We start from the raw sequence: 26,177 nt of genomic DNA, 5'->3' as shown, positions 1-26,177 counted from the left end.
AAATGCAACTGAAAATATGTGTTTTTTGGCGCGGTTTCCAATACATTGATAGAGTAAATAATATGTACAAGGCGGATGACTATGCGTTTCATTATGGGTCGTCGAGTGTTTGTTGCTGGAGCGGCTAGTCTTTTCGCGTTGAGACCAAGTTTTGCACAGCAAGCGACCTATGATGTTATTGTCTATGGAATGACCAGTGGCGGGATTACCGCTGCCATACAGGCAAAAGTCATGGGAAGAACCGTGGCAATTGTTGGCGGCTGGCGTGAACGTCATCCCGGTGGGATGATGTCGGGCGGGCTTGGCGGCACCGATGTCGAGGCCGGCAGCGCCTTCGGCGGTCTGGCGCGCCATGTGATTTCCAGGATCAATCAAGAGGCCCAGGTGGCCGACGACCGGTTCGCCTTCGAGCCCCGCTTTGCCCAGACCGTGTTTGAAAAACTGCTGCGCGAATATGATATTCCGGTGTTTCAAAGCCGTGGTGTGCTGCGGGTCGCCAAGACCGGACCCCGGATCGATGCGATGGAAACGGTTGACCGCCAGGTGTTCAATGGCCGTGTGTTCATCGACGCCAGCTATGAAGGCGACTTGATGGCCGCCTCAGGTGTTTCCTGGACCATTGGCCGCGAGCCGCAGGATGGCGACAATGTGCTGAACGGCTTTCGCGGCACCCGGACGGATTCCTGGGGCGATAATCATAATTTCCAGCTGCATCGCCGTTTCGAGCGGGTGATCGGTCAGGTTGGCGTCGATCCTTTCGTCACCGAGGGCGTGGCCGCCAGCGGTCTTTTGCCGGGCATCCGCAATTATCCTTCTCCGGAAGTTGGCGCGGGCGACCGGGCTGTGCAGGCCTATAATTTCCGCATGACCATGACGCGCGATCCGGCCCGCAGGGTGGATCTGCCCTCGACACCGCCGCCGGGCTTTGATCCGACCCGCTACGAATTGCTGTTTCGCTGGATCAAGGCGCTGGGTGAGCGCGGCCAGCTCGCGGACGCGGAAAACGCCGTCAAGATGCAGTTTCTTCTGCATAACGATCTTGGCAACGGCATTTTCGACATCAACAATCGCGGTGCGGTCTCCACCGATTATATCGGCGGCTCCTGGGGCTATCCGCAGGCCGATTACGGCATGCGTGAAAAGATCTGGAAGGCCCATGAGCGCTGGACACGGGGCCTGTTCTACGCGCTCCAACACCACAAGGACGCTCGTATGCCGGGCCATCTGCGCGATGTGTTCCTTGATTATGGACTGGACGGCGAACATTATCAGGACCCGCACGAAAACGACGAGGCGCATTGGCCCTATCAGCTCTATGTGCGGGAAGCCCGGCGCATGGTGTCCGACCATCAGATGACCGGCCATGACGTCACCGCCGCCGACGACCAAGAATTGCGCGACAACAACACGATTTCCACTGGTTCCTACAAGCGTGATAGCCACCATACCCAGCGCATCGTCCGTACCACGGTCAACATGCTGGGTACGCCGACGCTCAGTGTCTGGAACGAGGGCAATTTCGAGGCTGAAGCTGGCGGCGCTGACCGGATCTTCACCATTCCGCTGTCGGCCATTGTGCCGCGCCGGGCGGAATGCACCAATCTGATGTCGATCTTCGCGCTCAGCGCTACCCATGAGGCCTTCGGGGCGATCCGCATGGAAATGAGCCTGATGCAAACAGGACAGTCGGCAGGTGCCGCTGCCGCGCTCGTCGCTGTCAGCCGGGCCGATATTCAGGACGTGTCCTATGATGAGCTGATTTCCAGCCTCTACGTCCCACCGGGCGCCAAGCCCTCGGTTCTGCCGCGCGATCCCAACAGCCAGGCGCTGGCTTTCAACCTTCAGAGGTCGTGAGGAAGGCCAGCGAGCCGCTCCATCGATAAAATTCTCTTGACGGCAGCACGATAGAAGCGTTTTTCCCGAAACGCTTTCTTCAAGGCAGGATGCAGCATCCCAGACCTTGGTATGAGGGCCTTGGTATCACGGCCATCTGGCTGGCAGGCGCGAGAAGAGTGTCATGGTTGTTTTGGATGTCCGCCGGATCGGTATTTACCTATCATCACTGCTACTGGGGTCGATGCTGCTCAATGGGGCAGCACAGCCTGCTTTTGCCGCTGCGGATGGTTTGATCGAGCCGAAACTGCATATTCATGCCGCCCCGAAAGGGTTGGTGCAGGTGGCGGTGACGCTGGATGCCTGCATGGGCAAGACCGATATGCGTATTCTCTCCACCCTGTTGGATGACAATATCAAGGCGACGATTTTCGTCACCGGTCGCTGGATCCGCTCCAATCCGCAGGCCGTTGCCGTGCTGAAGTCCAGGCCGGACCTGTTCGAAGTGGAAAACCACGGAGAAAACCACATCCCGGCGGTGGATTATCCGACCACCGTCTATGGCATCGCTGCCGCCGGATCGCCGGAAGCCGTTGCCAGGGAAGTGACCGGCGGCGCGGACGCCATGCGGGCCGCGGGATTTTCTCCGCCACGCTGGTACCGGGATGCTACGGCCAAGTATTCCCCCTCCGCTATCGCCGAGATCAAGGCGATGGGCTATCAGATTGGCGGCTTTTCCATCAATGGCGATTCCGGCTCACTGCTGGGTGCCAAACAGACCGAGCAGCAATTTGCCCGCGCCAAAAACGGTGACGTGCTGATCGCCCATATCAACCAGCCCACCCACGCCGCTGGTGAAGGCGTGGTGGCCGGTTTAAAGGCCCTGAAGGCAAGGGGCGTGGTGTTTGTGCATCTGAGCGAGGCGGGTCCGGTTGAGGCGGTCAAAGGCCCGCCGGTCAACTGACATTTATCCAGATATGGGCGGCACCGAATTCAAAGTCAGACCAATTCCCCAGGGATCGGTCAGTCGGTGGCCTTCCGCGCCCAGGGTCACCGGAATCTCCATCGCCTCCAGCGTCGCCAGTGCCTTTTGCAGCGCGTCCTTGTCGTTAAACGTCAAAGAATAATCGGCAAGCCCGGTCATTGCCGCGAGGCGAGGGCCAGCACCCCGGCTGTTCCAGATATTGGCGGCGACATGGTGGTGGTACTGGCCGGAGCCAAAGAAGCTGGCGCCGGGATAGGAGGCCATTTTCTTCAAACCCAGCACACCCTCATAAAACCGGTCTGCTTCCGGCACATTGCCGACCTGCAAATGCATATGGCCAATGCTTGAGCCCTCGGGCAGGCCGGTCCATGCCTCATCCGTGGCGCTGTCGTAAAGCGCTTGCAGGCTGAGGGGCAGGGTGGCCATGCTGATCATGCCATCGGATTGATAGGTCCATTCCTGCGGGTCGCGATCGCGGTAGATCTCGATGCCATTGCCTTCCGGGTCGGACAGGTAGATCGCCTCACTGACCAGATGATCCGAAGCGCCGTCCAACTGAACGCCGGAATGGGCGGCATGGCGCAGCCATTGCGCCAGTGCCTTGCGGCTCGGCAAAAGAAAAGCGGTGTGGAACAGCCCGGCTGCCGTGGGTGGCGCCATGGCCGCATCGCTCCTCGTGGTCAGCGTCAGCAGCGGCGTCGTGCCCACCCCCAACACCATGCCGCTGGCTGTGCTTTCCAGCACGGCGAGGCCAATGATATGCCGGTAGAAGCTGGAGACCATGGCCAGATCGCCAACCACCAGATGCGCCCGTCCGATATGGATCGGGCGGGTCAGGGCAAAGCTTGGGGAATGATGGGCATCCATGACGGCAGGTCCGATAGGTTGGCGCGAGGGCGCTTGGAACGTCTTGCTTCCTAGATACAGCCTGCCGGTCGTTTCATGTAGAGCGCATATACGCGAAAGATCGTTCGATAATGCTGAACAGTGTCTTTGTCATCGTTCAATCCTGGCGATTTCCAGGCTTGATCGGGATCAATGCGGGCGGAGATTGGCGCGCGCAGGTTGTTGTCGGCAAAGTCGTTCAGCAGCCGAGAGGAGAGGGCCATGTACAGAAAGATCGTCGTTCCCGTGGACATCGCGCAATGGGAAAAGGGCGACAAGATCCTGCGAAAGGCGCAGAGCCTGCTGGATGCTGGTGGCGAGATCGTGCTGCTGACCGTGGTCGAGCATCTGCCGTCCTATCTCGCCATCGATATTCCGCATGACATCATCGATGGGGCGGTGGAGGAAGGGCGCACCAAACTCGCCGCGCTGGCCGCTTCGGTTGGGCCTGGCGTGACAACGCAATTGCGGGTCGGCTCGCCCGCCCATGAGATTCTGGCGGTAGCAGTGGAGCAAAAGGCCGACTTGATCATTATCGCTTCGCATATCCCGGATTTTTCCAACTACCTGATCGGGGCGACTGCCGACCGCGTCGTGCGCCACGCCCGATGCGCGGTACTTGTCGACCGGTAATCGTATCCGGGAGGCGTTTCACATTTTGAGGAGATAAATCATGGACATGGATGGATATAGGCAGACGCTGCTCGGACGGCGGCTGGAACTCTCCAGCCGGTTAGGAAAAATTTCCGGTGACCTTTCGGAGCAGCGCAGCGCCGAAAGCGCCGAGCGCGCTATCGAATCGGAAAATGACGAAGTGTTGGAAAGCCTGGGGCAGGCGGGCGAAAACGAGCTGCGCGGCATCGAGGCGGCATTGGCCCGCATGGAGGCCGGTTCCTACGGACGCTGCGTGACCTGCGATGCGGCAATTGCACCCGAGCGGCTCGCCCTTTTGCCCGCCACGCCGTTTTGCCAGGATTGCGCCCCGGCCTGAACAGACGTGCAGACAGGCGCGGCCCGGCTATTGCAGCAGTGCCGCCACCGTGCCGCCCATCAGCAGCAGAAAGGCAATGACCCAGGAAATCAGCGCGCCGGGACCGCGCTTTTTGGCATCCGCATAATATTCAGCGGCATAGAGCACCCGTGCGCCTGTCCAGCACAGGCCTAGTAACCCGGCCAACTGGTCAGACAGGTAAAAGCCGAAGAGCCAGAGCGATGGCAGGAAGAACACCAATTGCTCGGCGGTGTTCTGTTGAACCCGGTAAATCCGCTCGAAATTCTCATCGCCTGTCATCTTCGGTGCCTTGACCCCAAATTGCTGGCGCGCCCGGGCGACCTTGATGAAGAACCAGTTATAGGCGATCAGCGCCATGAACGTGGCAAGGACTGTAAAGCGCATGGATGCTTCCTGTCAGGTGGGAGGACGGCAGTTTCACGGACGAAGCCGGGAACGGTCCGACAGCTTTATCCGCAAACGGTTTAAGCCCGGTTGATGACCGCTCCGGCGTGGATGTTCGGCGCAGATAGTCCAGGCCTTGAAACTGCAATGGTCGATCGAAGAGCGGCAATTGGCGGTCTTGCCAACACGATAGAGTTGACGCATCATGATCACTCCAGGTTGCGGTGTGTGGCCGTCATAGACATAAAATTGACCGGATCGTCAGGCTGATCAGGCTTATATGAAGACGATGAGACAGGCGACATTATCTGGCAATCATTCTCGATTATGCTGTCGGCAGATATTTTAATTTCTTGGGTTGATCATCACGATGGAAGAGTTCCGCTTCGGGCGACACTATGATTTTCACGAATTGCTGGCCGATGGCATTGTGCATGGTGTCGGCGTGGTGTTTGCGTTGGTCGGCGTAACCGCACTGATCTTCTATGCCACGGTGTTTACCAGCTTTGGCGAGATTGCCGCCAGCTGGATCTATGGTCTTGGCTTGGTGCTGGCGCTTGGCTGTTCCTTCACTTACAATATGTGGCCGCGCTCGACCTTCAAAAGCTATTTACGACGGCTGGATCATTCGGCGATTTTCGTGCTGATCGCTGCTACCTATACACCCTTTCTGGAACGCGGCGCCGATGAACCGGCCATTCTCTGTCTGTTGATCGGCATCTGGTTGACGGCGATAACAGGCATCTTCCTGAAATGCCGCTATCCTGGCCGCTACGACCGATTGGCCATCCTGCTGTATCTGGCCATGGGCTGGAGCGGTGTGCTGGCGCTGGAGCCGATTTCCGAACGGCTGCCACCTGTCACCATGGTGCTGATCTTCATCGGCGGCATTCTTTATTCCGCAGGGGTGATCTTTCACGTCTGGGAGCGGCTGCGGTTTCAAAATGCCATCTGGCACGGTTTCGTGGTGGCTGCGGCTGCCGTGCATTATTCCGCCGTGGTTACCGCCATCGGGTCTTGAAGCGGCGCGGTTGTATAGCCGAGAAAGTCAGAGTTGGCGATATCATGTTGGCCTCTCGGAGATCAGCGACTTTCGTAGCGCTTCGGTAATGCGCCAGTCCCTCAGCCGATACCTGAAAAGTCGATCAGTTTTTTCATGCTTATCTCGAGCTTCCTTGGCCCCTTTCGCTTGACGAGGCCGTTTTTTTCCAGCAGCGCAAACGTACGTGACACTGCTTCTACCGAGGTCCCAAGATAGTCCGCAATATCGTAGCGCAACATCGGAAGCGATAAGGTCGAGTTTTCACGGTCAAAATAGCGATCATGATCCGAACAATCTACTAGAAACGCAGCTAAGCGCTGTGGCAGCTCTAATTGTCCGATTGTGATGGTGTGTCGTTGTGCGGTCCGAATTTCGTGGACCGCCTTGACGAAGAAACCCTGCTGAATCCTCGGATGTTCCAGAAGGAATTTCTCGAGCTTACGGAACGGAAAGCGGTATACGGAGCAGGGTGTTACCGCCTCTGAGGAGTTAACGTACAGTCCCTTTTCCGCCAGACCAAAGATATCGCCTGGCCAGTAAAACGCCACGATCTGCCGTTGACCATCCTTCAGCGAGTGACAGGCCTGAACGACTCCCTCGATAAGCAAATAGAGGAAATCTGCGGGTTCACTTTGCGACAATATCTCTAATTTCGCCGTGCGATACTCTATGATTTCTCCCAGTCGCCCAAGTTCGTACTGTTCATCTGGGCTTAGGACGATATGTTCCGCGTTCTCATCTCGCTGCGGCGACCATACAGGCGTTGCTCTGATCTGGAGTGGCGGTCGGCTAGCGGGCGAAGAAAGGCTCATGTGTTACATTCTTGCAAGGAGGAAAATTAGAACTGATTTTTATCACTGTTTAGGAATGTCTAAAGAATAATTTTCGCTGGTACGACCCTGCATGATCGAACGATTCATTGTGGAAGCCAACACTAACCATTTCCGAAAAAAACCATTCCAAAGAGAATAACGCGAGTAGTTTCTTGACGTTTCTTTACATTTTCGGAAGAAGAGCGAAAATTTGCAAAATTTGATAACACATTGCGGAAAATCTCGACGCAAGATCGACCTTGCGCTGTGATATCAGCCTTTATCCGAGCTCAGATCCTTTACAACAGCGTCCGCCCATATCGCAAGGACGATGTTTACTCCGCAAAAGCGACATCAAGGCTTGGGATATTGTTTTTGGTTCAGTCAAATGACTGTCCTATCCAAAAAGTTGAATTTGATCCGTTCTTCCATTTCGAGTTGGGGTATTGACCAGTTGCGGAAAGGCCCTTGTCGGGAGCGCCATACGAGGGGTCATTGAAGACGACAAATCCTATTTCCGTGCACGGTTTTCTACGTTAGGACTGTGCGTATCCTATGTAAGTTTCAAGGCTTCTCATGACCACACAGCACGTCATCCGCGACGGCACCGAAGCGGATCTTGCCGCTATTGTCGAGATTTACAACCACGCCGTCGAGCATACGACCGCCATCTGGAACGAGGCGCTGATTGATGTCGACAATCGCCGTGCCTGGCTGGAACTGCGCCGGGCCAGAGGCTTTCCGGTCCTTGTCGCTGAGGTGGATGGTCGTGTTGCGGGCTATGCATCCTATGGCGATTGGCGGTCCTTCGATGGCTATCGCCATACGGTTGAGCACTCGGTCTATATCGACAAGGACCATCGTGGCGCAGGGCTTGGCAAGGCGCTGATGCTGGCGTTGATCGAGTGCGCCAAGGCCGGAAATGTGCATGTGATGATCGCCGCAATCGAGGCCGGAAACGTGGCCTCGATTGCCCTGCATGAAAAGCTCGGCTTCCGCCTGGTCGGCATCCACCGCGAGGTCGGCACCAAATTTGGACGTTGGCTGGATCTGGCGGCGATGGAACTGACGATTGCGCGTTGATTACTCGATCCTGGCCCGCACCATCTCACCGCGAATGGTAATGGCGGGGTGGGCGCCCGGCGTATTGGGCAGGGCGCTGTCGACATAGGAGGCGGTGGCCTCGACCAGATAGCTGATCGATGTGGGGGTGAGGAAGCGCAGGGTGGCGTCCATCATCCGGCCAGACAGCAGGATGGTTTCGTCCTTGCTGATGGTCTTGAAGAACGCCTGCACCCGCAGCGCCGCGCCTGAAACATCCAGCGTACTGGCATGGCCGTCCAGGGTGAAATCCCCAGCATCGGCCCGCACATTGACGGTGGAAAAATCGCCGTCAAGCCCGATGCGGGCGGCCTTCTGGCGGATCAGCACGGCAGATTGCGGACGCAGATTGGCCTTGAGCTTTATGGTGCAATCCGACCAGTCGAAATAGCGCGACAGATCGGCGACATCGACAACCAGAGTGTCGTTATCGATATGCATCCGGCCACTGTCCGCGCAGTCGCGGGCATGCCAGCCGGATTGCCAGAGCGAACCCCAGCCGTCGCGCTCGCCTGTGAGGGTGGCCGTCAGCGGCGTGTCTGGATCGGTGGTTACGGAAATCAGGCTGGCGGCGCCATCGACGCGCAGTTTGGAGATGGCGGACAGGTCAAGCGGCGCGCCAATCGGCACATCGTGCCGCCATAGCGCCATGGCCCGATCCATGGCGGCGATGCAAACAAGTCCTACGGCAATGCCAAGCACAATCACACGTTTTTTCATGAGGTTCACTCCAATGGGTTGCGATGCGCCAATCTTTGCCAAAGGAGGTCATGCTGCGACCTGAAACACGTTTCGGGTCGTCGCCGATCATGATCGGGGGTATAAGTGCCACTGAAATACATTACGCACCCGCTCAAAAATCCTTGTTCCATGATCTTTGTCCCATGATCTTCCTGCCGATTTCCTTTTTCGTCGCCCTGCTGCTTGTGACCCTGTTGATCCGTATGTTGCGGCAGGAGGACGCCCCGGCCTCCGCGAGGCCTTTCCTGCTGCTGCTGGCGGTGATGGCGGTCCAATCGGTTCTGGTCGGCTTGCGCTGGGGCTATGGCATGATGCTGGTCATGCCGGCCATGTCGGTTCTCGGAACGGTCATCCCGCCTTTGAGCTTTCTGGCCTTTCGCAGCCTGACCTCGAGCCGTGCGGATCGGCAGGATCGTGGTTTCTCGCATATTGATTGGCTGCATGCCCTGCCGGCTGTCATCGTGCTGGTGCTGAACGGCGTCGGCGGTGGGCCAATCGATGCCATCATCATCCTCACCTTCCTGGCCTATGGACTGGCGCTGCTCTGGCTGGCGCGGCTGGGGCCGGATGGGCTGACGGCCTCGCGTCTGGACGGGGCGCTTCGGTCCTACCGTGCCCTGCAATGCATGGCAGCGTCGCTGCTGGCCTCAGCGGCTGCCGATGTCGTCATCAGCCTCGACTTTGCCTTTGGCGGTGGCCGTCATGCGGCAACTATTGTTTCGGCTTTCATGACCATGATCCTTCTGGCGCTTGGCTTTGCTGCATCACTGGCCGAAAGTGGCGCTTCTTCAGATGAGGGAGACCCTTCAGTTGACAATGGGCGCGAAGAGGAGCGAGCAGGCGACGCTAGCGACAAGCCGGTGCCGAGACCCGCGAGCGAGGAGGACGCGCGGATTGCCAGCGCGCTGGCGGCGATGATGGTGGAAAAACAGCTCTACAAGGATGTGGACCTCAACCTTGGCCGGTTGGCGCGTCGCCTGGGCCTTCCCGCCAGATCCGTGTCGAATGCCGTCAACCGGGTGCATGGCATGAGTGTTTCGCAGTATGTCAATAATCACCGCGTAACAGAGGCCTGCCAACTGCTGCGACAGAGCGATGAGCCGATTACCAGCATCGTCTTTGAGGCCGGTTTTATGACCAAGTCCAATTTCAATCGAGAGTTTCTGCGGGTCACGGGACAAAGTCCCAGTGCCTGGCGACGGCAGGAGACGATTGCATAAGCGTGTGGATAGTCGCGCTAGAGTTTGTCAGGGAAAAGTGGAAACCGGTTTTCTCGAAAAGACAAACGAAAACAAAAGAATCGAGTGTCTGTCTGGTTCAATCTGAACCTGACAGACTCTAGGCAAGCCAACCAAAGGCTATTTGCCGGGATTGGGCTGACATCAGCAATCATAAGCAAAATTCCGCAAGCCTTATGAGGCCCACGGAATTGAGGTCTGACTATTGAATGGCATGAATACCAATTCGAAGATGCTCACGCATCTTCGAGACTTGGTATTACTTGGCGCGGCGGCGGCGCTGGCCCAGGCCCATTTCCTTGGCGAGGCGCGAGCGGGCTTCCGCATAGGCGGGCGCAACCATCGGGTAATCGACGGGAAGGTCCCATTTCTCGCGATATTCTTCCGGGCTCAAGGTGTGATGGGTCATCAAGTGACGCTTCAGCGACTTGAACGAGCCACCACATTCCAGGCAGATGATCTGGTCGCCCTGAATCGACTTGCGAACGGCAACGGCAGGCTTCTGCTTTTCGACCACGGATACCACTGGCACCGGTGAGGATGTATTGGACAATGCAGTATGCACATCCGAAATCAGGTGGCTGATGTCCCCGATTGGTACAACATGGTTGCTGACATACGCTGCAACGATATCTGCCGTCAGTTCGACCAGAAGATCGTTTCCTGACGATCCAAATGCCGTTTCACTCATTTTTTTCTCCTGTCATATGTCTGCCTGACGGTTCGTTTGCCACCCACCGCCGACACTGAATTCAAACCAGTTCGACTGGTTTGCGTGATACCCCCACATAAAATCCACTGCCAGCCAGCCAGGATGGCAGTGTTATATTAGATATTTACGCCATTAACCCAAAACTAGTCTCCAAATTCATTGTCCGCCTTTGGTCTACAACCCGGGCGGTTGTATCGGCTAAATACATGCTGCTTTTGAACTAGATCGAAATTGAAAACGGTTCAGTGATCCAAATAGTCCTTTTAATGAATTATCAACATCGGGAAAAATGTCCAGTTCCTATTTATCCTAATTCTTGTGCGTGAAAGAATGTAGATCAGATCAAATATGAATGGCACTCTGCTCTTATGATACTTTTAGAACGGTCTCATTCATAATTTGTTAACTAAGTCCTTCTTGCCGTTGCCAATACCGTTGCTCATTTCATCGAGTACGGTCGCCTGGGCCAGAGGGTATCCGACATGCCGCGCAGCTTTAGCCAGCAGATGGGCAGAGACCGGCGCTGTCAGTACAAAGAAGAAAAACCCGCAAAAGGCCCGTGCAAAAACCGACAAATCTGCGGAATTGACGCCAATTGCCAGTAACAGCAGGCCCGATCCCACCGTTCCGGCCTTGGAGGCTGCATGCATGCGGGTGAACAGGTCCGGCAAGCGGTTAAGACCGATTGCAGCAATCACCGCAAAAAAAGAACCGCCCAGAATCAATATAGATGTTAAAATCGCAGCCGCCATTTCCATTAATCTGTTTCCTTTTGGGACATGTGCTTATTTGTACCACTCCGCTTGCGCCTGCGCTCCATTCGAGACTTTTCCACAGCTAATTGTTCGGCTGCCGCCCGAATTGCCGGCTCGGTTTCCGGTGTTTCGCCAATCACGCCGCGCACAAGGATGAATCGCGCAAAAGCAATGGTTGTCAGAAACCCGACCAGGCCGAGTGAAATGGCAATATCCATGTAGAGCACATAGCCCGACTTGATCGCGAAGACGGCAATAAAGCCGATGACGATGCCGACCAGCATGTCCAGCGCGATCACCCGGTCGGGCAGGGTCGGGCCACGCATCACCCGATAGACGGTCAGGAAAAAGGCGATGGCCAGCAACAGCAGCCCGCCATTGCAGGCATGATGGACGAGGAGTTGCGCGGCTGTCATATCGGGATGGGTCATTGGAACGCCTCGCGGATCTTACGCTCGAATCCCTCGGCAATGTCGCGCCGGGCCGCATCCGGATCGCTGCAATCCAGTGCGTGGACATAGAGGATCTTTCGGTCCTCAGATACATCCACCGATAGGGTGCCGGGCGTCAGCGTGATGAGATTGGCCAGAAGAGTGATTTCGAAATCGCGCTCGACGCTGAGCGGAAAGGCAAAAATGCCGGGCTTGATATCGAGCCCTGGCGACAGGACCATGATCGTTACCTTCCAGGCGGATTTGGCCAGCTCGCTGAGAAACAGCAGCAGCAGGGACAGGATGCGCCACGTTCTGTTGAGATAGGAGACGCCGCCGATCTGCTCGCGCAGCAACCCGACCACCGCCAGCGACAGGATGAGACCAAACAGAAGATTATGCAGGCTGGCGCTGCCGGTGACCGCCACCCAGATGATGGCCATCAGCAGGTTGAGGATCAACAGCCTCATGGGCGTGCCTCCGTGGGAAAGACCGAGGTGATATAGGCCGATGGATCGACAAGCCCGACTGCGGCGTCCTGCGAGAGTGCAATCAGCTTTTCAGGAAACAGCCCGAACCAGACGATGAAACCGGCCAGCAGCACGATCGGGGCAAGGGCTGAGAGCGTTGGCGCGGTAAGGATCTCTGGTCCGGCCTGGTTGGTGTTCCCCTCTGATTCGCCCTTGGCTGGCTGGGTGCGCCAGAAGGCCAGCAGGAAGACCCGGGCCAGCGCAATCGTGGTCAGGAAGCCGGACAACAGGATTGCGCCAGCCATCCACCAGGCGCCGATATCCAGTGCAGCCTTCAGCAGCATGACCTTTGGCCAGAAGCCGGAAAATGGCGGCAGGCCGCTTGCGGCGAAAAACAGCGCCAGCGCCAGGAAGGAAAAGCCCGGTGCTGCCCGGTAAAGGCCAGACATGTCCTGTAATGCAAAACTGCCAGTCATCCGCCCGGCCTGGCCTACCACCAGATACAACGCCGCCATCAGCATGATCGAGTGCATGGCGTAGAATATTGTCGCGCTGATGCCTTGCACCGCGCCAATGGCGATGCCGGCCAGCATGATGCCGATGCCGGAAATGACGATAAAGCCCATCAGCCGGCGGATGTCAGACTGGCCGAGGGCACCTACGGCACCCAGAATCATGGTGGCGGCGGCAATCACCCCCAGCACCAGGCTCAGCGCCTCGCGCTCAATCGGAAACAGCATCACCACGACCCGCAGCAGGCTGTAAATGCCGACCTTGGTCAGCAGGGCGGCAAACAGCGCCGACACCACGATGCGCGGCGTGTGATAGGAGGCAGGCAACCAGAAATTCAGCGGAAAGGCAGCGGCTTTCATGGCAAAGGCCAGGGCAAACAGCGTGGTCAGCGTCATCAGCGGGGCGGTATCGCGCAAACCATCGGCCTTGCGGGCGATATCGGCCATGTTGAGCGTGCCGAAACTGGCATAGAGAAAGCCGATGGTGATCAGAAACAGCGTGGTGGCGATCAGGTTGAGCACCGCATATTTCAGCGCCCCATCGATCTGTTCACGCTCGGAACCGAGGATCAGCATGCCGAAAGACGAGATCAGCAGCACTTCGAACCAGACATAGAGGTTGAAGATATCGCCGGTCAGAAAGGCACCGGAAACCCCGGCCATCAGCACCAGAAGAAACGGATAGAAACCATAGCGGCGACCGGAGGTATTGATATCCGTCAGCCCATAGACGCCGCAGGCCAAGGCGACGATGGCAGACGTCAGGGCAAACAGCGCCCCGACGATATCGACAGTGAAGGCAATGCCGAAGGGCGGCATCCAGCGGCCCATCATCACCGTCAGCGGGCCATCCTTGATGACCTTTACCAGCAGCGCCAGATCGATCAGCACCAGCAGGACCAGGGTGGGAAGGGCAATCATCGGCTGAAGGCGGGTGCGATCACGCAGCATCAAGGCCACGGCCCCACCGGCCAGACACAGGGCCACCGGCAGGATGGGCAGCCACTGCGCAAACGTGGTCGGCGCCTGCACATAAGCGGCTTTGAGAGCGGCGTCGAGAGCCTCGGCAGTGATGGTTGAAGCGGCCATGCGGTTATTCTGGTCTTTCAGTTCAGAGCATTGGTGTTGCCGGAAAATCCTCAGTAATCAAGCGGCGGCAAGGGCGGATTTTTCGGTTCGGCCAACCGCATGTCGTCGGTATCGTCGGTGTCGAGGTCCTGGTAGGCGCGGTAGGACAGCACCAGCAGGAAAGCGAAGAACGAGAAGGAAATCACGATGGCCGTCAGGATCAGCGCCTGCGGTAGCGGATTGGCGGCGGCCATGCTCAGGACGTCCTCACCCTTCATCATGATTGGCGGCACTTCGCGGGTCAGCCGCCCGGCGGTGAACAGGCCGAGATTGACGGCATTGCCGAGCAATACGATGCCGAGCAGCACCCGCACGATATGGCGTGACATGATCAGGTAGAAGGCGGTCGTGGCAAACAGCCCGACCAGCAGGGAAAAAATCGCTTCCATCAGTCATTCTCCCTTTCGCCCAGCGCCAGCGCAATCGAGGTGATCGCCCCGACCACCACCAGATAGACGCCGATATCGAAGCTGGTGACGGTGGCGACCGGCACATCGACGCCGAAGATATGCGGGGTGATCCAAAGCCCGGTCATGAACGGCACACCGGCAAAGGCCGAGACGAAGCCGGACAGGCAGGCCATCAGCAGGCCGAAACCCGCCACCGACAGCGGATGCACGTAAAGGGCGCGGCGCACCGCCTGCACGCCGAAGGCCATGGCGTAGATGGCAAAGCCGGAGGCGGCAATCAGCCCGCCGATAAAGCCGCCGCCCGGCTCGTTATGACCGCGCAGCAATACGAAAACCGAAAACAGCAGCATCAGCGCAGTAACGACGGGAGCAACGGTGCGAAAGATCAAACTGTTCATGAGCGCTCTCCCACCTCATGGCTTTCATGCCCCACCCCGGACGGCGAAGCCGTTGGCTTGGGCGCGCGCAGCCGGATCAGCGCCAGAATGGCAAGCCCGGTGATCATCACCACGGCAATTTCGCCCATGGTATCGACGCCGCGGAAGTCGACGATGATAACGTTCACCACATTGGCCCCATGGGCGATGACTTTGGAATAGCTGTTGAAGAATTCCGTCAGGGTCGGGTCGAAGGGGATTTGCGTCACCTTCAGCAGCATCAGCGTCAGGCCGGTCCCGGCGGCAAGCGCCACCGTGCCGTCCAGCAGGATCTGGGGTAGGGGCCGATGATCGGCGGGATGCAGTTTCAGCCGCGTCATCACCAGCGCCAGGATCACCACCGATAGCGTCTCGATCATGAACTGGGTAAAGGACAGGTCCGGCGCGCCAAACAGCAGGAAGATCACCGAGATCGCAAAGCCCTGGATGCCGAGCGCGACGATGGCGTCCAGCCTGTTGGCAGCCCGCAATACGCCGTAAAGACCGGCCACCGCGATCAGCAGGAAAGCAGCTTCATGCAGCTCGATCCGCTCCGGCAGCACCGGCCAGGACGGCGCCTCGCCAAACAGCATCATCGGCACAAGGAAAGCTGCGGCAATGGCAATCAGCGTCACCGTGACATAGACATCCAGCCGCCCGCCATGAAGAATATTGGTGACGCGGAAGCAGAGCCGCACCAATCCGGCCATCAGGCAGTCGAAGCCCTGGTCGGGGCCGGGACCGAGCGTCTCCAGGAGTTTTGCCACCAGACGGCGCAGCCTGTCGAGCAGCATGAACAGCACCAGGCCGATGGCGATGGTCAAAAGCGACAGGGCAAGCGGCACGCCGATATGCGGGATAAGGCCGATGGAGACCGTCACCGTCCTGCCGGTGACAGCGCTAACCATTGGCGATGAAATCGCCTGGTGAAACAGCCCGGAAAATACCGCGGCACCCAGTCCGACCAAGGCCAGCACCAACGGCCCCAGCCACAGTAGAGCCGGGCCGTCATGGGCGGGTTTCGGGCTGGTCGCAGCGCGCCCCAGAAACGGTTTGAAGGCCAGCGCCAACCCGACGACCATCATCAGCGCATTGCCGATCACGGCGATGGCGGTAAACAGCAGGGCGCGAAGATTGCCGCCTGCCAGCGCCTCATAGATTTCTTCCTTGGCGAGAAAGCCGAACAGCGGCGGCAGTCCGGCCATGGACAGCCCGGCCAGCAGCGCTGTGGCAAAAGTAATCGGCATGGCCCGTGCCAGCCCGCCAAGTCTGGTCAGGTCGCGGCTGCCCGCTTCGTGGTCGAGAACACCGGCCACCATGAACAGCGCGCCTTTAAATAGCGAATGGGCGACCAGATAAAGCACGGCGGCCGACAGCGCGTGCGGTGAGCCGAAGCCGGTCAGCATCACCATCAACCCGAGCGAGGCGACTGTGGTATAGGCCAGCATCAGCTTCAGATCGGTCTGGCGCACGGCGATCACGGAACCGACGAGCAGCGTGATGCCGCCAAAAAACGGCAGCAATATTTCCCAGGCGGGTGTGGAGCCCAGTACCGGCTGCAAGCGCATCAGCAGGTAGATCCCGGCTTTGACCATGGTGGCCGAATGCAGATAGGCCGAGACGGGTGTCGGCGCTTGCATGGCGTTGGGCAGCCAGACATGGAAGGGAAATTGCGCCGATTTGGTAAAAGCCCCACCCAGAACCAGCAGCAGGATCGCCAGATAGAAGGGGCTGGCGGTGACCATATTGTTGCTATGCATCAGCATCGACAATTGCGTGACGCCGGACACGTTCCACAGCAGGATCAAACCGGCCAGCAGCAAAAGGCCGCCGCCGCCGGTGATCACCAGCGCTTGCAGCGCGGCACGGCGCGCAGCCGGGCGTTCATGGTCGAAACCGATCAGCAGGAAGGAGGTGATCGAGGTCAGTTCCCAATAGATGAACAGCATCAGGAAACTGTCTGACATCACCACGCCCAGCATGGCGCCCATGAACAACAGCAGGAAGGACAGAAACCGGCCCTGCTGCGGATGGCCCTTCATATAGCCGCCGGCATAGAGCACGATCAGCGTGCCGATACCGGTAATCAGCAGCGCAAAGGTCAGGGACAATCCGTCGAGAAACCAGGAAAAGCTGACATTGTAGCTCGGCACCCAGGCATAGCCGCCCGTCACTTCCTCGCCGCGGGAGATTTCCGGCAGGAAGCCGAGGAAATGCACGAAGGATAATAGCGGCAGAAGCGCCAGAACCCACGCCGCCCGGCTTCCAAGCCGCCGTACCAGCCAGGGCGCCAGACAGGCACCCAGAAATGGCAGGACCAAAGCCAGCAGCGTCATACCGGCGGCATCAGCGATCATTTCGTCTCCTGTTGTCTGCGACCGACGAGCAGCCTCCCGGTTTGTGCGGCGCTGATTCTGTCCTGATTTGGCCGGTTTCTGCCTGATTTGGCGGTTGCTTGGCGAATATAAGGATTTCAGCCGGAACGACCACCCCAAATCGGTGTCGTCAGCCTTCTACCCGGTCTGGAGGGTGTTCACGCATTCTTGGCGTGAAGACCTTGCAAAACGTTCCCATTCAATTGAGGCTCGAGATATTCACAAATACGACAGGATGAACCATCGTTGGAAAAGCTGGCGACACGTACTGTGGTTTGGCTCGCCCTTGTCTGATTGTCGCCTGTCTGATCGTCGCCTGTCTGACTTGGTCGTCCGACTTGCAGCACCGGGACAAAACACTATCTATAGGGTCAACTCCGAACAGGATAGCGAAACGAGGAGGTCTCATGAGCGAGGACAGCATCGACAGCCGTGAAAAGCCCGCAGCAGCGCGCAGCGAGGCCGAATGGCGCGAACAATTGACGCCGGATCAGTATCGAATCCTGCGCGAACACGGCACGGAACGGGCCTTTACCGGTCCTTACTGGGATAATTTCGAGCCAGGCCTTTACCGTTGTGCCGGGTGCGACACGCCGCTGTTTTACTCCGATACCAAATTCGATGCCGGTTGCGGCTGGCCGAGCTATTTCGAGCCAGTCACGCCTGACGCCGTCACCGAACATCGCGATACGGCGTTTGGCATGATGCGCACCGAAATCCGCTGCGCCACCTGCGGCGGCCATCTCGGCCATGTGTTTCCTGATGGCCCCAAGCCGACCGGCCTGCGCTATTGCATCAATGGTCATTCCATGGTGTTCGAGCAAAAGCCCTGAGACAATCCGTTGCGACATGAATTTCACGTTGCAAAGGTGCATTGCGTTCGAGCAAAAGCGCCTATGCAAGATACCGATGTTTGATCGTGCCGCGTATCAACAGGATGCGCGGCACGTTTGTATATTGCACTTGTTTCCATAAAATCCCCCTGAATTAGCTGGGTAAAACTCACGGTTCTGTGGAAAATAATCCTGAACACGCCTGTGGGTTTCAATAAAAATAATAATGAAAACAAAGGATATAATTTTGGAGGTGTGAAAATACGTTCACAGGGATTGCGAGTATTGATATGAATAAAATCCTATAAAGGGAGACGTTATCATGTCAGCAATGCCGCTTGAACATCCTGTCCCGGTCAAAGCCTCCAGCCGGGTTCTGTGCCATTCCGTTGCCAGGGTTACGGAGGAAATATTTGTGGTTTTTCAGAGCCCGGGTCTCGTAAATGCCGGGCGGCGGCGTCAGCGCTGCCATATCCGACAGATCGCCATGTATCTCTGCCATGTGGTGCTGAGCCTGCCACAACAGGAAATCGCCCGCGCTTTCGGCTATGACCGAAGCACAGTGTCCTATGCCTGCCATGTCATCGAGGACCGGCGCGAAAATGCCGCCCTCGACCAGTTTCTCGGCGTTTTGGAACGGGTCGTCGCGGTGCTGTCGACGGTGGCCAAGGATGGGCGCGATGCGTAAGCCCACAGCGCATTCAACGCAAAATCAAGCACAGCAAAATCGGGCACCGCAAAATCCGGCATCGGCCATCAAGCCTCTGCTGCGGCTGTTGCGGCTGGCAAGCCGGGGTGTGTTGCTGGAGCCAGCCGGGCCCGGCGAAACCGCGCTGCTGCGACCCCAAGATGGCGTGCTGCTGGGCCGCATACCCGACGTGCTGTTGCAAAAGACGCTGGCGGACGGCCTGGTCCGGCGCAAAGGCAATAGGCTGGCCGCGACCGGCGAGGCGGAAAGCTTCCTGAAGCGGGCCATGGCAGAGCGCGAAGACGAGATCTTTGCAGGCCAGCATGGGGAGAGGGCGACCGAGACCCTTGTGGAGCCGGATGGCAGCCGCTCCACCGTCCGGCGCAATCTTGATGACCAGCCTTTTTCGACGGTGGCCCGGCTGCGGGACCGGACTGGCAAGCCCTATCTGCCACCGGAAGCGGTTGCCGCCGGGGAGCGGCTGGCAGCGGATTTCGAGCGCGGTCATTTACAGCCACGCATCACCGCATCCTTTGAGCCGCGCCTGGCGCAGAAACAGAAAGGCGCCCGGCCATCCGGGCCGGATCTGACCGACAGCGCGCTTGCCGCACGGCTGCGGGTCGGTGAGGCACTGACGGCTTTAGGGCCGGAGTTGTCAGGCGTCGCTCTGGATATCTGCTGTTTTGCCAAGGGTCTTGAAGCCGTGGAGCGGGAGCGGCAATGGCCGGCCCGCTCGGCCAAACTGATGTTGCGGACAGCACTTCTGGCGCTGGCCCGTCACTATACACCGCCACCGGCAAGGACAACGTCCGGCCTTCGCCATTGGGGGGAAAGCGATTATCGTCCGCCTATCTCAAGGCCTTAAACACTTGAGATAGCCGGAATTTGTTCAAAGCCAGGATGCCTCAACATCTGCAAGGCTTATTAAGCGGCTCCGCCGCTGGGCTTATTAAGCGGCTCCGCCGCCGGGCAGATCGAGTTGATTGATGAACTGATCGGCAAAGTAGCTGAGGTTGCCATCATAGTTCTTCAACTGGGCCAGCAGGTCTTCATCCGACATGTCGGTATCGCTGTCATCGCTGCTGTCGGTGGATGACGATGCGGTGGCGCTATCGGTGTCCTCTGTCGAGGACGTGGAGGTCTGCGTCGAGCTAGCGCCCGTCGAAGCGCCGGCGGACGGCACTGCGAACACCTGCGACAGGAGATCGTCTTCAACAGTGGCGGCATCCGTGCCCGATGCGCTGGCTGTGGTCGATTGCGACTCAGTGCTTGTCGATGTCGATGAACCGGCGGTGACCTCTTCGTCTTTTTCCTCGTCCGAGCTGGTGCTGCTGGCAGCTGTTGCCGAGGTCAGCTGGGACAGCCAAGCCTCGAACGACGCGGACGGATCGGTCGACACGCTGCCGCTTGTGTCGCTCTCATCCGTCTCCTCGGTGCTATCGCTACCGAAGAGCGCGTTGAGCAGTGTATCATCGCTACTGCTGCCGCTGCTGCCGCCCGACAGAGAATCGAACAGACCACCGCTGCCGCTGCTGGATTTTTGCTTTGATGAACTCGATGTATAGGTAGATTGCGATGCATTGCTGCTAGAAACTTGCATGGACCTCTCTCCGTGTGCGACCGTGCCATTCTGCGTCTGTCCTGAAACCGGGTCTGGTCGATGGCCGGTTACGCAACCACTGAAAATGCGACCGCCTCACTTTGGCCGGAGATAATTGCCGGCGCTGGGCGCATGATCGGTGAAGATATGATCAGTAAAGACTGGGAACGCCTGCTGCAAAAAGCCGTATCCTGGACCGGTGGCATTCCAAAATGCAGCGCAGCGGGCGTTAGCCCCGTCGCATTCATGACGGCGTCATGCCGTGCAAGTGAATAGCTATAACTTATAACCTGTTGCCTTGCGCCAAGCTGATCATTCGCATCTCTGCGTTGAGAAAATCTGCCCTGATTTAGAGCTTTTCTTAGAAGGAGCGGAAGCCGATTTTCGATGACATACAATCGAAAACAAGAATAGCTAGAGTCTGTCTGGTTCAATATGAACCTGACAGACTCTAGCGTCGCGCGTTGGGCACCCTCTCACCCTGCCTCCGCTTTGCTTAGGAGCGACCTTTTCCTTCCGGGCTTCGTCGCTCTGGCGCGACCGACCCTTGATACGGGCCCTGTCCGACATGTTTGAGTTCGCCGTTTGTTGCCGAAGTTTAATCCTTGCGCTGATTGACACCCTTCGATCCCTCAGATTATCGGTACTTAAGAGCATTTATAAATTTACCGTCGCCCAGAACCGGATTTACATTTTTTAACGTTTTGGAAGAATTGGATAAAATCAGGTTGATGCGTTTTGGCCGGAGACAGAAATTCCAGCGGTTCACACTGCTGAAGGAAGGATCATAGTGTCGCGTAAACTGTTCGCAGTCGTTGTCATCGTCGTTCTGGTGCTTGCCGCCGTTGGCTTCACTCTGTTCAAGCGTTCCGAGGCCAATCCGACCGATGGGCTGCTGCTGGCGGCGGTCAAACGGGGAGATGTGGAAGAGACGGTGCTTGCCACGGGCATCTTCAAGCCGTCCCGGCTGGTTGCTGTCGGTGCCCAGGTGTCCGGCCGTATCACGGCCCTGCATGTGAAAGTTGGCGACACCATCAAGAAGGACAGCCTGGTCGCCGAGATCGATTCGGTCACCCAGGTCAACGACCTGCGTACCTCGAAAGCCTCGTTGGCCGATATCAAGGCCCAGAAGGAAGAGGCCGAGGCGACCTTGGTCAGCGCCGAACTGGCATTGGTGCGCCAGCAGAATCTGAGGGTCAGCAATTCCGGCACCCAGGCCGATCTTGAAAGCGCGGTTGCCACCCGCGACAAGACCAAGGCGCAGATCGACAGCCTTCAGGCGCAGATCGTCAAGGCTGAAGTCGCCGTGGAAACCTCCGAGGCCGATCTCGGTTATACCCGCATCACCGCGCCCATGGATGGAACGGTTCTGGCCGTGGTCAACCAGCAGGGCCAAACCGTCAATGCCACACAATCGGCGCCCACCATCGTTATCCTGGGCGATCTGAACCAGATGATCGTGCGGGCGGAAATCTCCGAGGCCGATGTGGTCAATGTCAGGCCGGGGCAGGCAGTCTATTTCAACATTCTCGGCCAGCCTTCCGTCCGCAACGAGTCGGTGCTGAAATCCATAGAGCCCGCGCCGGAATCGATCACCAGTGATAGCAGCGTCTCGACCTCGTCCAGTTCCAGCTCGTCCAGCAGTTCCTCCAGCACATCGTCCTCGGCCATCTATTATAACGGCATCCTAGACGTCGATAATTCTGATGGGCGGTTCCGCACTTATATGACGGCGGAAGTGCATGTCGTGCTTGGCGCGGCGAAGAATGTGCTGACGGTGCCGGCCTCGGCACTCGGCTCCGGCGTCAAGACCGGCAAGGCCAGCCTGCGGGTCGTGGGCGCCGATAATACGATTGTCACTCGACCGGTGGAAATCGGCCTGAATGACGGGGTCAATGCCGAGGTGAAATCGGGTTTGAACGAAGGGGAGAAGATCGTCATCGGCCAGGCCGATCCTTCCGCCAGATCGGCACCTGGGGGCTTTGGGCCGCCGCCCGGGGGGATGTGATTCATGGCCCTGCTTGAGCTGAAGAATCTCACCCGCGTCTATCGCTCCGGGGAGGAGGATGTCGCCGTCCTCAAGAGTGTTAATCTCAGCATTAATCGCGGCGAAATGGTCTCGATCATCGGGCCATCAGGGTCGGGAAAATCGACGCTGATGAATATTCTCGGCCTGCTCGACCGGCCGAGTAGCGGCACGTATGAGATCGATGGCAAGCGTACCGACCAGTTGGACAGCGACGCGCTGTCGGCGCTTCGGCGTGAGCATTTCGGCTTCATCTTCCAGCGCTATAACCTGCTCTCGGATCTGACGGCGCTTGGCAATGTGGAAGTGCCAGCGATCTATGCCGGGATTTCGCCTTCGGACCGCCGCAGCCGGGCGACCAAAATCCTGCAAAGGCTGGGCATGGGCGAACGGCTGCGTCACCGGCCGGGCCAATTGTCCGGCGGTCAGCAGCAGCGTGTGTCCATCGCCCGCGCCCTGATCAATGGCGGCGAGGTGATCCTGGCCGATGAACCGACCGGCGCGCTCGACAAGCATAGCGGCGAGGAAGTGCTGCGCATTCTCGACGAATTGCATGCCGAAGGACGCACCATCATCATCGTCACCCACGATCCGGGCGTTGCTGCGCGCGCGGAACGCGTGATCGAGATTGCCGATGGCGAGATCATCGCCGACCGCCGCCAGGATAAGCCGGTGCTGGTGCGTGAAAACACCCTGCCATCCACGGCCAAGCCGCATCGTTTCCCCGGTCTCGACCGGCTGGGCGAAGCCTTCATGATGGCGGTCAGGGCGTTGGCCTCGCATCGGCTGCGCACTTTCCTGACCATGCTGGGGATTATCATCGGCATCGCCTCGGTGGTGTCAGTGGTGGCGCTTGGGGCTGGCACCCAGCAGAAAGTGCTCTCCAACATCAACGGGCTCGGCACCAATACGCTGGAGATTTTCCCCGGCAAAGGGTTTGGAGATACCCGTTCAGGAAAGATCACCACGCTGAAGGTCGGAGATGCCGATGCGCTGGCCCGGCTCTCCTATGTTTCTGCCGTAACCCCGACCGTTTCTACCTCAGGCACGGTGCGCTATGGCGCCACCGTCGCCAATGTGCTGGTCAACGGCGTCGGCGATCAGTATTTCACCGCCAAGGGTTCCAAGCTGCTGGCCGGGCGGCTGTTCGACCATGCAAGTGTCGTTGCCATGACCCAGGAGGCGGTGATCGACCAGAATGCCGCAAAGGCGCTGTTTGGCGACGATCCGGCCAGGGCGCTTGGCCATACGGTGTTCCTGACCGATGTGCCGGTGCGGATCGTTGGCGTCATCGAGGCCCAGCAAGGCGGCTTCGGTTCGAACTCCAATCTACAGGCCTATCTGCCCTATAGCAGTGTCCAGGCCCGGTTCCTTGGCGATCTGTCGCTGCGCAGCATCACCGTCAGGTTGGACGACAGCGTCGATAGTTCGGTGGCCGAAAGCGCCGTTACCACCTTTCTCGCTGGCCGCCATGGCGAACAAGACTTCTTCATCCTCAACACCGACGACATCCGCAAGACCATTGTCAGCACTGCTCAGACCCTGACGTTGCTGGTGGCGGCGATTGCGGTGATTTCGCTGATCGTTGGCGGTATCGGGGTGATGAATATCATGCTGGTTTCGGTGTCCGAACGGGTTAGCGAGATCGGCGTGCGCATGGCGGTCGGCGCGCGCCGCCAGGATATTCTCCAGCAATTCCTGATCGAGGCGGTATTGGTCTGCCTGATCGGCGGCGGCCTCGGTCTTGGTTTTGCGCTGTCGATCGGCTTTCTCTTTAGCCTGCTGGTCAAGGATTTCCAACTGGTCTATTCCACCACCTCCATGGTGGCAGCCTTCAGCTGCTCGTGCCTGATCGGCCTCGTTTTCGGCTTCATGCCCGCCCGCAATGCCTCAAGACTCGATCCGGTGGCGGCACTGTCAAAGGATTGAGAAAACGGATTGAGAAGGCGGGGCAAAAGAAAAGCCCCGCCTTCTTGCCGGACCGGCTGGCGGGCCGTCCTGCTACTCTTCTCCTTACGCTCTGGGCCTCACGCTCCGGGAATGTAGGGAACGAGCAGTTTCGAGCCGTAGTCTCCACCGAAGTGGATGATATGGCGGCCCTTGTTGAGGGTCGGAATAGGCGGCAATTGCGGGAATTCCGGCCTGATTAGCAGATCGGTTCCGGTAATTACCAGTTCCAGTGTTTCGCCCGGTTGCCAGCGGATGCCGTAAGGCCAGAAGCCGATTTCGACGGGCACGATCTCCCCCGGTTTCAGCTTGACCGGGCTATCATAAGGCAGGAACGGCTCAAGTTCGGTCGAACGTTCGGGGTCCGTGGCTCGTAGCGAGACGCGCAGGCGGCCATTGGGGCCGACATGGGTGCGGTCCGTCACCACGTGGCATTCCTGCACCTTTCCGTTGCTGTCGCGCTTCCTGACGAAGGCAAACAGGTCCATGTCGTCATTGCCCTCCGCTTCCACCCAGAGCTTCAGGTTGAAGAAACCGGTGAGCTCGGTCAGTTCGTCGAAGGTGATGGAGAAGGCCACGCCTTCCTTGTCCGCGACATCGTAGGAAAGGCTGGCGGCCTCAGCCTGGCTTTCGTGGGTCAAAACAGGTTTGCCGTCCTTCAGCCCAAGGTGAAGCGCTTTCGTCACTTGGCGTTTGAGCGGGAAGGCGACCTCGCTGCGGTTGACGGTATCGCGGTTGCCCGGGTCCATCACAGACAGGCGGACGCGCGGCGTGGCCTCCCAGCCATTATCGATATCTTTCAGGTAGCGATCAAAAAAGCGGCGCAGATCATCAACATTCTCAGGGTTGAAATAATCGGTCCATTCATGGGTATTGTTCACCCGCAGCCATTTTTCCGTCGATGAAATGGATGACCAGCCACGAAATGTGCCGCCCGTATGCAGAAGATTGGTCCAGGAAGCCACGACATAGGCGGGAACACCAATGTTTTCGAGGCCAGAGATCTTGGTTTTCCAATAGTCGTCGAGGAGCGGATGGGTGGCCGTCATGGCGGGAATGTCTTCCACCAGACCGTGACCGCACAGCCGTCCGAATATGCCTTCCGAGAAGATGAATTCCGGAATCCCGCCACGGCAGGCCGTATCGCGGTAGATATCGGATGCCCCCTCCCAGGGGGCAATGGCGGCCAGATGCGGGGGGCGCATGGCGGCGACAAACCATTGCGACATCGCCAGCATGGAATTGCCGGTCAGGCCAATCTTACCGTTGGACCAGGATTGCTGCCCAGCCCATTCGATCAGGTCGTATTCGTCCTCCGGCTCCTGGCGGCCCCAGGCATGGATGTCGCCCTCGGAGTTACCGGCGCCGCGGCTGTCCGGCGCGATCACCACATAGCCATGCGCCACCCAATAGGCGGGTGTCGGGGCTTCGAACTTATTGAGTCCATCCTCCCAGTCAACGGGCACATCCATGCGTGTTGGATGCCCGAAGAGATCGTTGTTAAGGGCGCCGCCGCGTTTGCCATAAGGACTCCAGCCGATAATGGCCGGATACTGGCCTTCTTCGACCGGGCGATATAGATCCGCCCGGATCGTCACGCCGTCGCGCAGCGTCACGGCCACATCCCGTTCCACCAGCACATCCGATTGCAGCGGCATGCCGCCTTCGCGGTGGGTACTGCCCTTTTTGAGAATGAAGCTGCGCTCATCCACCCGATAATTGGGGGAGTTCTCATTGACCGCCGCTTTTCTGAAGATAACGTCGATACCGTCTAACTTTCTGATAATATTCATAATTTTCCTCCATATGGTGCCGGTCTTCCTGCTGCTGGCTCCCATTGC

The 26,177-nt window shown here is 58.3% G+C and carries 28 protein-coding genes; 13 read left to right on the top strand and 15 right to left on the bottom strand.

Annotated features, from left to right (window positions below; genetic code table 11):
- The first annotated feature begins 81 nt into the window (after positions 1-81).
- Entirely contained in the window at positions 82-1,854 is a 1,773-nt protein-coding gene (locus tag IEI95_RS21460) for an FAD-dependent oxidoreductase (RefSeq protein WP_194416979.1), read from the top strand.
- Between the two features lie 163 nt (positions 1,855-2,017).
- Positions 2,018-2,797 carry a polysaccharide deacetylase family protein gene (locus IEI95_RS21455; RefSeq protein ID WP_156556854.1) on the top strand — a complete coding sequence of 260 codons (780 nt, stop codon included), beginning with the start codon at positions 2,018-2,020 and terminating at the stop codon, positions 2,795-2,797.
- 3 nt (positions 2,798-2,800) lie between these two features.
- Here the strand turns inward: IEI95_RS21455 and IEI95_RS21450 are convergent, their stop codons facing one another.
- Positions 2,801-3,685 (bottom strand): VOC family protein, encoded by an 885-nt coding sequence (locus IEI95_RS21450; RefSeq protein WP_194416978.1) that lies wholly within the window; start codon positions 3,683-3,685, stop codon positions 2,801-2,803.
- Between the two features lie 50 nt (positions 3,686-3,735).
- The gene (locus IEI95_RS21445) at positions 3,736-3,927 is read right to left on the bottom strand and encodes a hypothetical protein (protein WP_194416977.1); all 192 of its coding nucleotides are present in this window, start codon (positions 3,925-3,927) and stop codon (positions 3,736-3,738) included.
- On the opposite strand from IEI95_RS21445, the gene IEI95_RS21440 reads away from it, so the two are divergent.
- Positions 3,926-4,336, top strand: coding sequence for a universal stress protein (locus tag IEI95_RS21440; protein WP_156533881.1), 411 nt, complete (start codon positions 3,926-3,928; stop codon positions 4,334-4,336). The genes IEI95_RS21445 and IEI95_RS21440 overlap by 2 nt on opposite strands.
- A 40-nt stretch (positions 4,337-4,376) precedes the next feature.
- Positions 4,377-4,694 (top strand): TraR/DksA family transcriptional regulator, encoded by a 318-nt coding sequence (locus IEI95_RS21435; protein WP_015915327.1) that lies wholly within the window; start codon positions 4,377-4,379, stop codon positions 4,692-4,694.
- Between the two features lie 27 nt (positions 4,695-4,721).
- Here the strand turns inward: IEI95_RS21435 and IEI95_RS21430 are convergent, their stop codons facing one another.
- Positions 4,722-5,099, bottom strand: a complete 378-nt coding sequence (locus IEI95_RS21430; protein ID WP_015915328.1) for an MAPEG family protein — start codon at positions 5,097-5,099, stop codon at positions 4,722-4,724.
- 370 nt (positions 5,100-5,469) lie between these two features.
- On the opposite strand from IEI95_RS21430, the gene trhA reads away from it, so the two are divergent.
- Positions 5,470-6,120, top strand: coding sequence for a PAQR family membrane homeostasis protein TrhA (trhA, locus tag IEI95_RS21425; protein ID WP_156533879.1), 651 nt, complete (start codon positions 5,470-5,472; stop codon positions 6,118-6,120).
- A gap of 101 nt (positions 6,121-6,221) precedes the next feature.
- On the opposite strand, the gene IEI95_RS21420 is transcribed toward trhA, so the two are convergent.
- Positions 6,222-6,953 (bottom strand): Crp/Fnr family transcriptional regulator, encoded by a 732-nt coding sequence (locus IEI95_RS21420; RefSeq protein WP_156533878.1) that lies wholly within the window; start codon positions 6,951-6,953, stop codon positions 6,222-6,224.
- 576 nt (positions 6,954-7,529) lie between these two features.
- Between IEI95_RS21420 and IEI95_RS21415 the strand changes: the two genes are divergently transcribed.
- Positions 7,530-8,036 (top strand): GNAT family N-acetyltransferase, encoded by a 507-nt coding sequence (locus IEI95_RS21415; protein ID WP_156533876.1) that lies wholly within the window; start codon positions 7,530-7,532, stop codon positions 8,034-8,036.
- Here the strand turns inward: IEI95_RS21415 and IEI95_RS21410 are convergent, their stop codons facing one another.
- Positions 8,037-8,774, bottom strand: a complete 738-nt coding sequence (locus tag IEI95_RS21410) for a hypothetical protein (protein WP_156533874.1) — start codon at positions 8,772-8,774, stop codon at positions 8,037-8,039.
- 164 nt (positions 8,775-8,938) lie between these two features.
- Between IEI95_RS21410 and IEI95_RS21405 the strand changes: the two genes are divergently transcribed.
- Positions 8,939-10,015, top strand: a complete 1,077-nt coding sequence (locus IEI95_RS21405; RefSeq protein ID WP_234891045.1) for a helix-turn-helix domain-containing protein — start codon at positions 8,939-8,941, stop codon at positions 10,013-10,015.
- Positions 10,016-10,292: 277 nt separating this feature from the next.
- Here IEI95_RS21405 and IEI95_RS21400 read toward each other — a convergent pair whose 3' ends face one another.
- The 8 genes from IEI95_RS21400 to IEI95_RS21365 form a co-directional block, all read right to left on the bottom strand.
- On the bottom strand, positions 10,293-10,724 hold the full coding sequence (locus IEI95_RS21400) for a Ros/MucR family transcriptional regulator (protein ID WP_015915334.1): 432 nt from the start codon (positions 10,722-10,724) through the stop codon (positions 10,293-10,295).
- A gap of 413 nt (positions 10,725-11,137) precedes the next feature.
- Complete coding sequence (mnhG, locus tag IEI95_RS21395) at positions 11,138-11,503, bottom strand: monovalent cation/H(+) antiporter subunit G (protein WP_194416976.1); 366 nt, start codon at positions 11,501-11,503, stop codon at positions 11,138-11,140.
- Positions 11,503-11,916 carry a cation:proton antiporter gene (locus IEI95_RS21390; protein WP_071202855.1) on the bottom strand — a complete coding sequence of 138 codons (414 nt, stop codon included), beginning with the start codon at positions 11,914-11,916 and terminating at the stop codon, positions 11,503-11,505. The genes mnhG and IEI95_RS21390 overlap by 1 nt, the downstream gene beginning before the upstream one ends.
- A gap of 11 nt (positions 11,917-11,927) precedes the next feature.
- Positions 11,928-12,401 (bottom strand): Na+/H+ antiporter subunit E, encoded by a 474-nt coding sequence (locus IEI95_RS21385; protein ID WP_156533872.1) that lies wholly within the window; start codon positions 12,399-12,401, stop codon positions 11,928-11,930.
- Positions 12,398-14,002 carry a Na+/H+ antiporter subunit D gene (locus IEI95_RS21380; protein WP_156533870.1) on the bottom strand — a complete coding sequence of 535 codons (1,605 nt, stop codon included), beginning with the start codon at positions 14,000-14,002 and terminating at the stop codon, positions 12,398-12,400. Before IEI95_RS21380 ends, IEI95_RS21385 begins: the two co-directional genes overlap by 4 nt.
- Before the next feature lie 50 nt (positions 14,003-14,052).
- Complete coding sequence (locus IEI95_RS21375; protein WP_070167786.1) at positions 14,053-14,430, bottom strand: Na+/H+ antiporter subunit C; 378 nt, start codon at positions 14,428-14,430, stop codon at positions 14,053-14,055.
- Positions 14,430-14,849 (bottom strand): Na+/H+ antiporter subunit B, encoded by a 420-nt coding sequence (locus tag IEI95_RS21370; RefSeq protein WP_071202861.1) that lies wholly within the window; start codon positions 14,847-14,849, stop codon positions 14,430-14,432. Before IEI95_RS21370 ends, IEI95_RS21375 begins: the two co-directional genes overlap by 1 nt.
- Entirely contained in the window at positions 14,846-17,224 is a 2,379-nt protein-coding gene (locus IEI95_RS21365; protein WP_194416975.1) for a putative monovalent cation/H+ antiporter subunit A, read from the bottom strand. The genes IEI95_RS21370 and IEI95_RS21365 overlap by 4 nt, the downstream gene beginning before the upstream one ends.
- Positions 17,225-17,649: 425 nt before the next feature.
- Here IEI95_RS21365 and msrB point away from each other — a divergent pair, with 425 nt between their 5' ends.
- The 3 genes from msrB to IEI95_RS21350 all read left to right on the top strand — a co-directional run bounded on the left by msrB (position 17,650) and on the right by IEI95_RS21350 (position 19,628).
- On the top strand, positions 17,650-18,075 hold the full coding sequence (gene msrB, locus IEI95_RS21360) for a peptide-methionine (R)-S-oxide reductase MsrB (protein WP_194416974.1): 426 nt from the start codon (positions 17,650-17,652) through the stop codon (positions 18,073-18,075).
- Between the two features lie 322 nt (positions 18,076-18,397).
- Positions 18,398-18,763 (top strand): helix-turn-helix domain-containing protein, encoded by a 366-nt coding sequence (locus IEI95_RS21355; protein WP_071202865.1) that lies wholly within the window; start codon positions 18,398-18,400, stop codon positions 18,761-18,763.
- Positions 18,756-19,628, top strand: coding sequence for a DUF6456 domain-containing protein (locus IEI95_RS21350; RefSeq protein ID WP_234934247.1), 873 nt, complete (start codon positions 18,756-18,758; stop codon positions 19,626-19,628). Before IEI95_RS21355 ends, IEI95_RS21350 begins: the two co-directional genes overlap by 8 nt.
- Before the next feature lie 84 nt (positions 19,629-19,712).
- On the opposite strand, the gene IEI95_RS21345 is transcribed toward IEI95_RS21350, so the two are convergent.
- Entirely contained in the window at positions 19,713-20,363 is a 651-nt protein-coding gene (locus IEI95_RS21345; protein WP_194416973.1) for a hypothetical protein, read from the bottom strand.
- A gap of 60 nt (positions 20,364-20,423) precedes the next feature.
- On the opposite strand from IEI95_RS21345, the gene IEI95_RS21340 reads away from it, so the two are divergent.
- The 3 genes from IEI95_RS21340 (at position 20,424) to IEI95_RS21330 (ending at position 24,318) form a co-directional block, all read left to right on the top strand.
- Positions 20,424-20,639: a hypothetical protein gene (locus tag IEI95_RS21340; protein WP_156533859.1), complete on the top strand. Its 216-nt coding sequence runs from the start codon at positions 20,424-20,426 to the stop codon at positions 20,637-20,639.
- Positions 20,640-21,153: 514 nt separating this feature from the next.
- Positions 21,154-22,371 carry an efflux RND transporter periplasmic adaptor subunit gene (locus IEI95_RS21335; protein ID WP_194416972.1) on the top strand — a complete coding sequence of 406 codons (1,218 nt, stop codon included), beginning with the start codon at positions 21,154-21,156 and terminating at the stop codon, positions 22,369-22,371.
- Positions 22,372-22,374: 3 nt separating this feature from the next.
- The gene (locus IEI95_RS21330; protein WP_194416971.1) at positions 22,375-24,318 is read left to right on the top strand and encodes a MacB family efflux pump subunit; all 1,944 of its coding nucleotides are present in this window, start codon (positions 22,375-22,377) and stop codon (positions 24,316-24,318) included.
- Positions 24,319-24,416: 98 nt separating this feature from the next.
- Here the strand turns inward: IEI95_RS21330 and IEI95_RS21325 are convergent, their stop codons facing one another.
- Positions 24,417-26,129 (bottom strand): CocE/NonD family hydrolase, encoded by a 1,713-nt coding sequence (locus IEI95_RS21325; protein ID WP_194416970.1) that lies wholly within the window; start codon positions 26,127-26,129, stop codon positions 24,417-24,419.
- Positions 26,130-26,177 lie beyond the last annotated feature (48 nt).

Source organism: Agrobacterium vitis (assembly GCF_014926405.1).
GTDB lineage: Bacteria > Pseudomonadota > Alphaproteobacteria > Rhizobiales > Rhizobiaceae > Allorhizobium > Allorhizobium vitis_H.
This window is presented reverse-complemented; position numbering and strand designations above follow the sequence as displayed.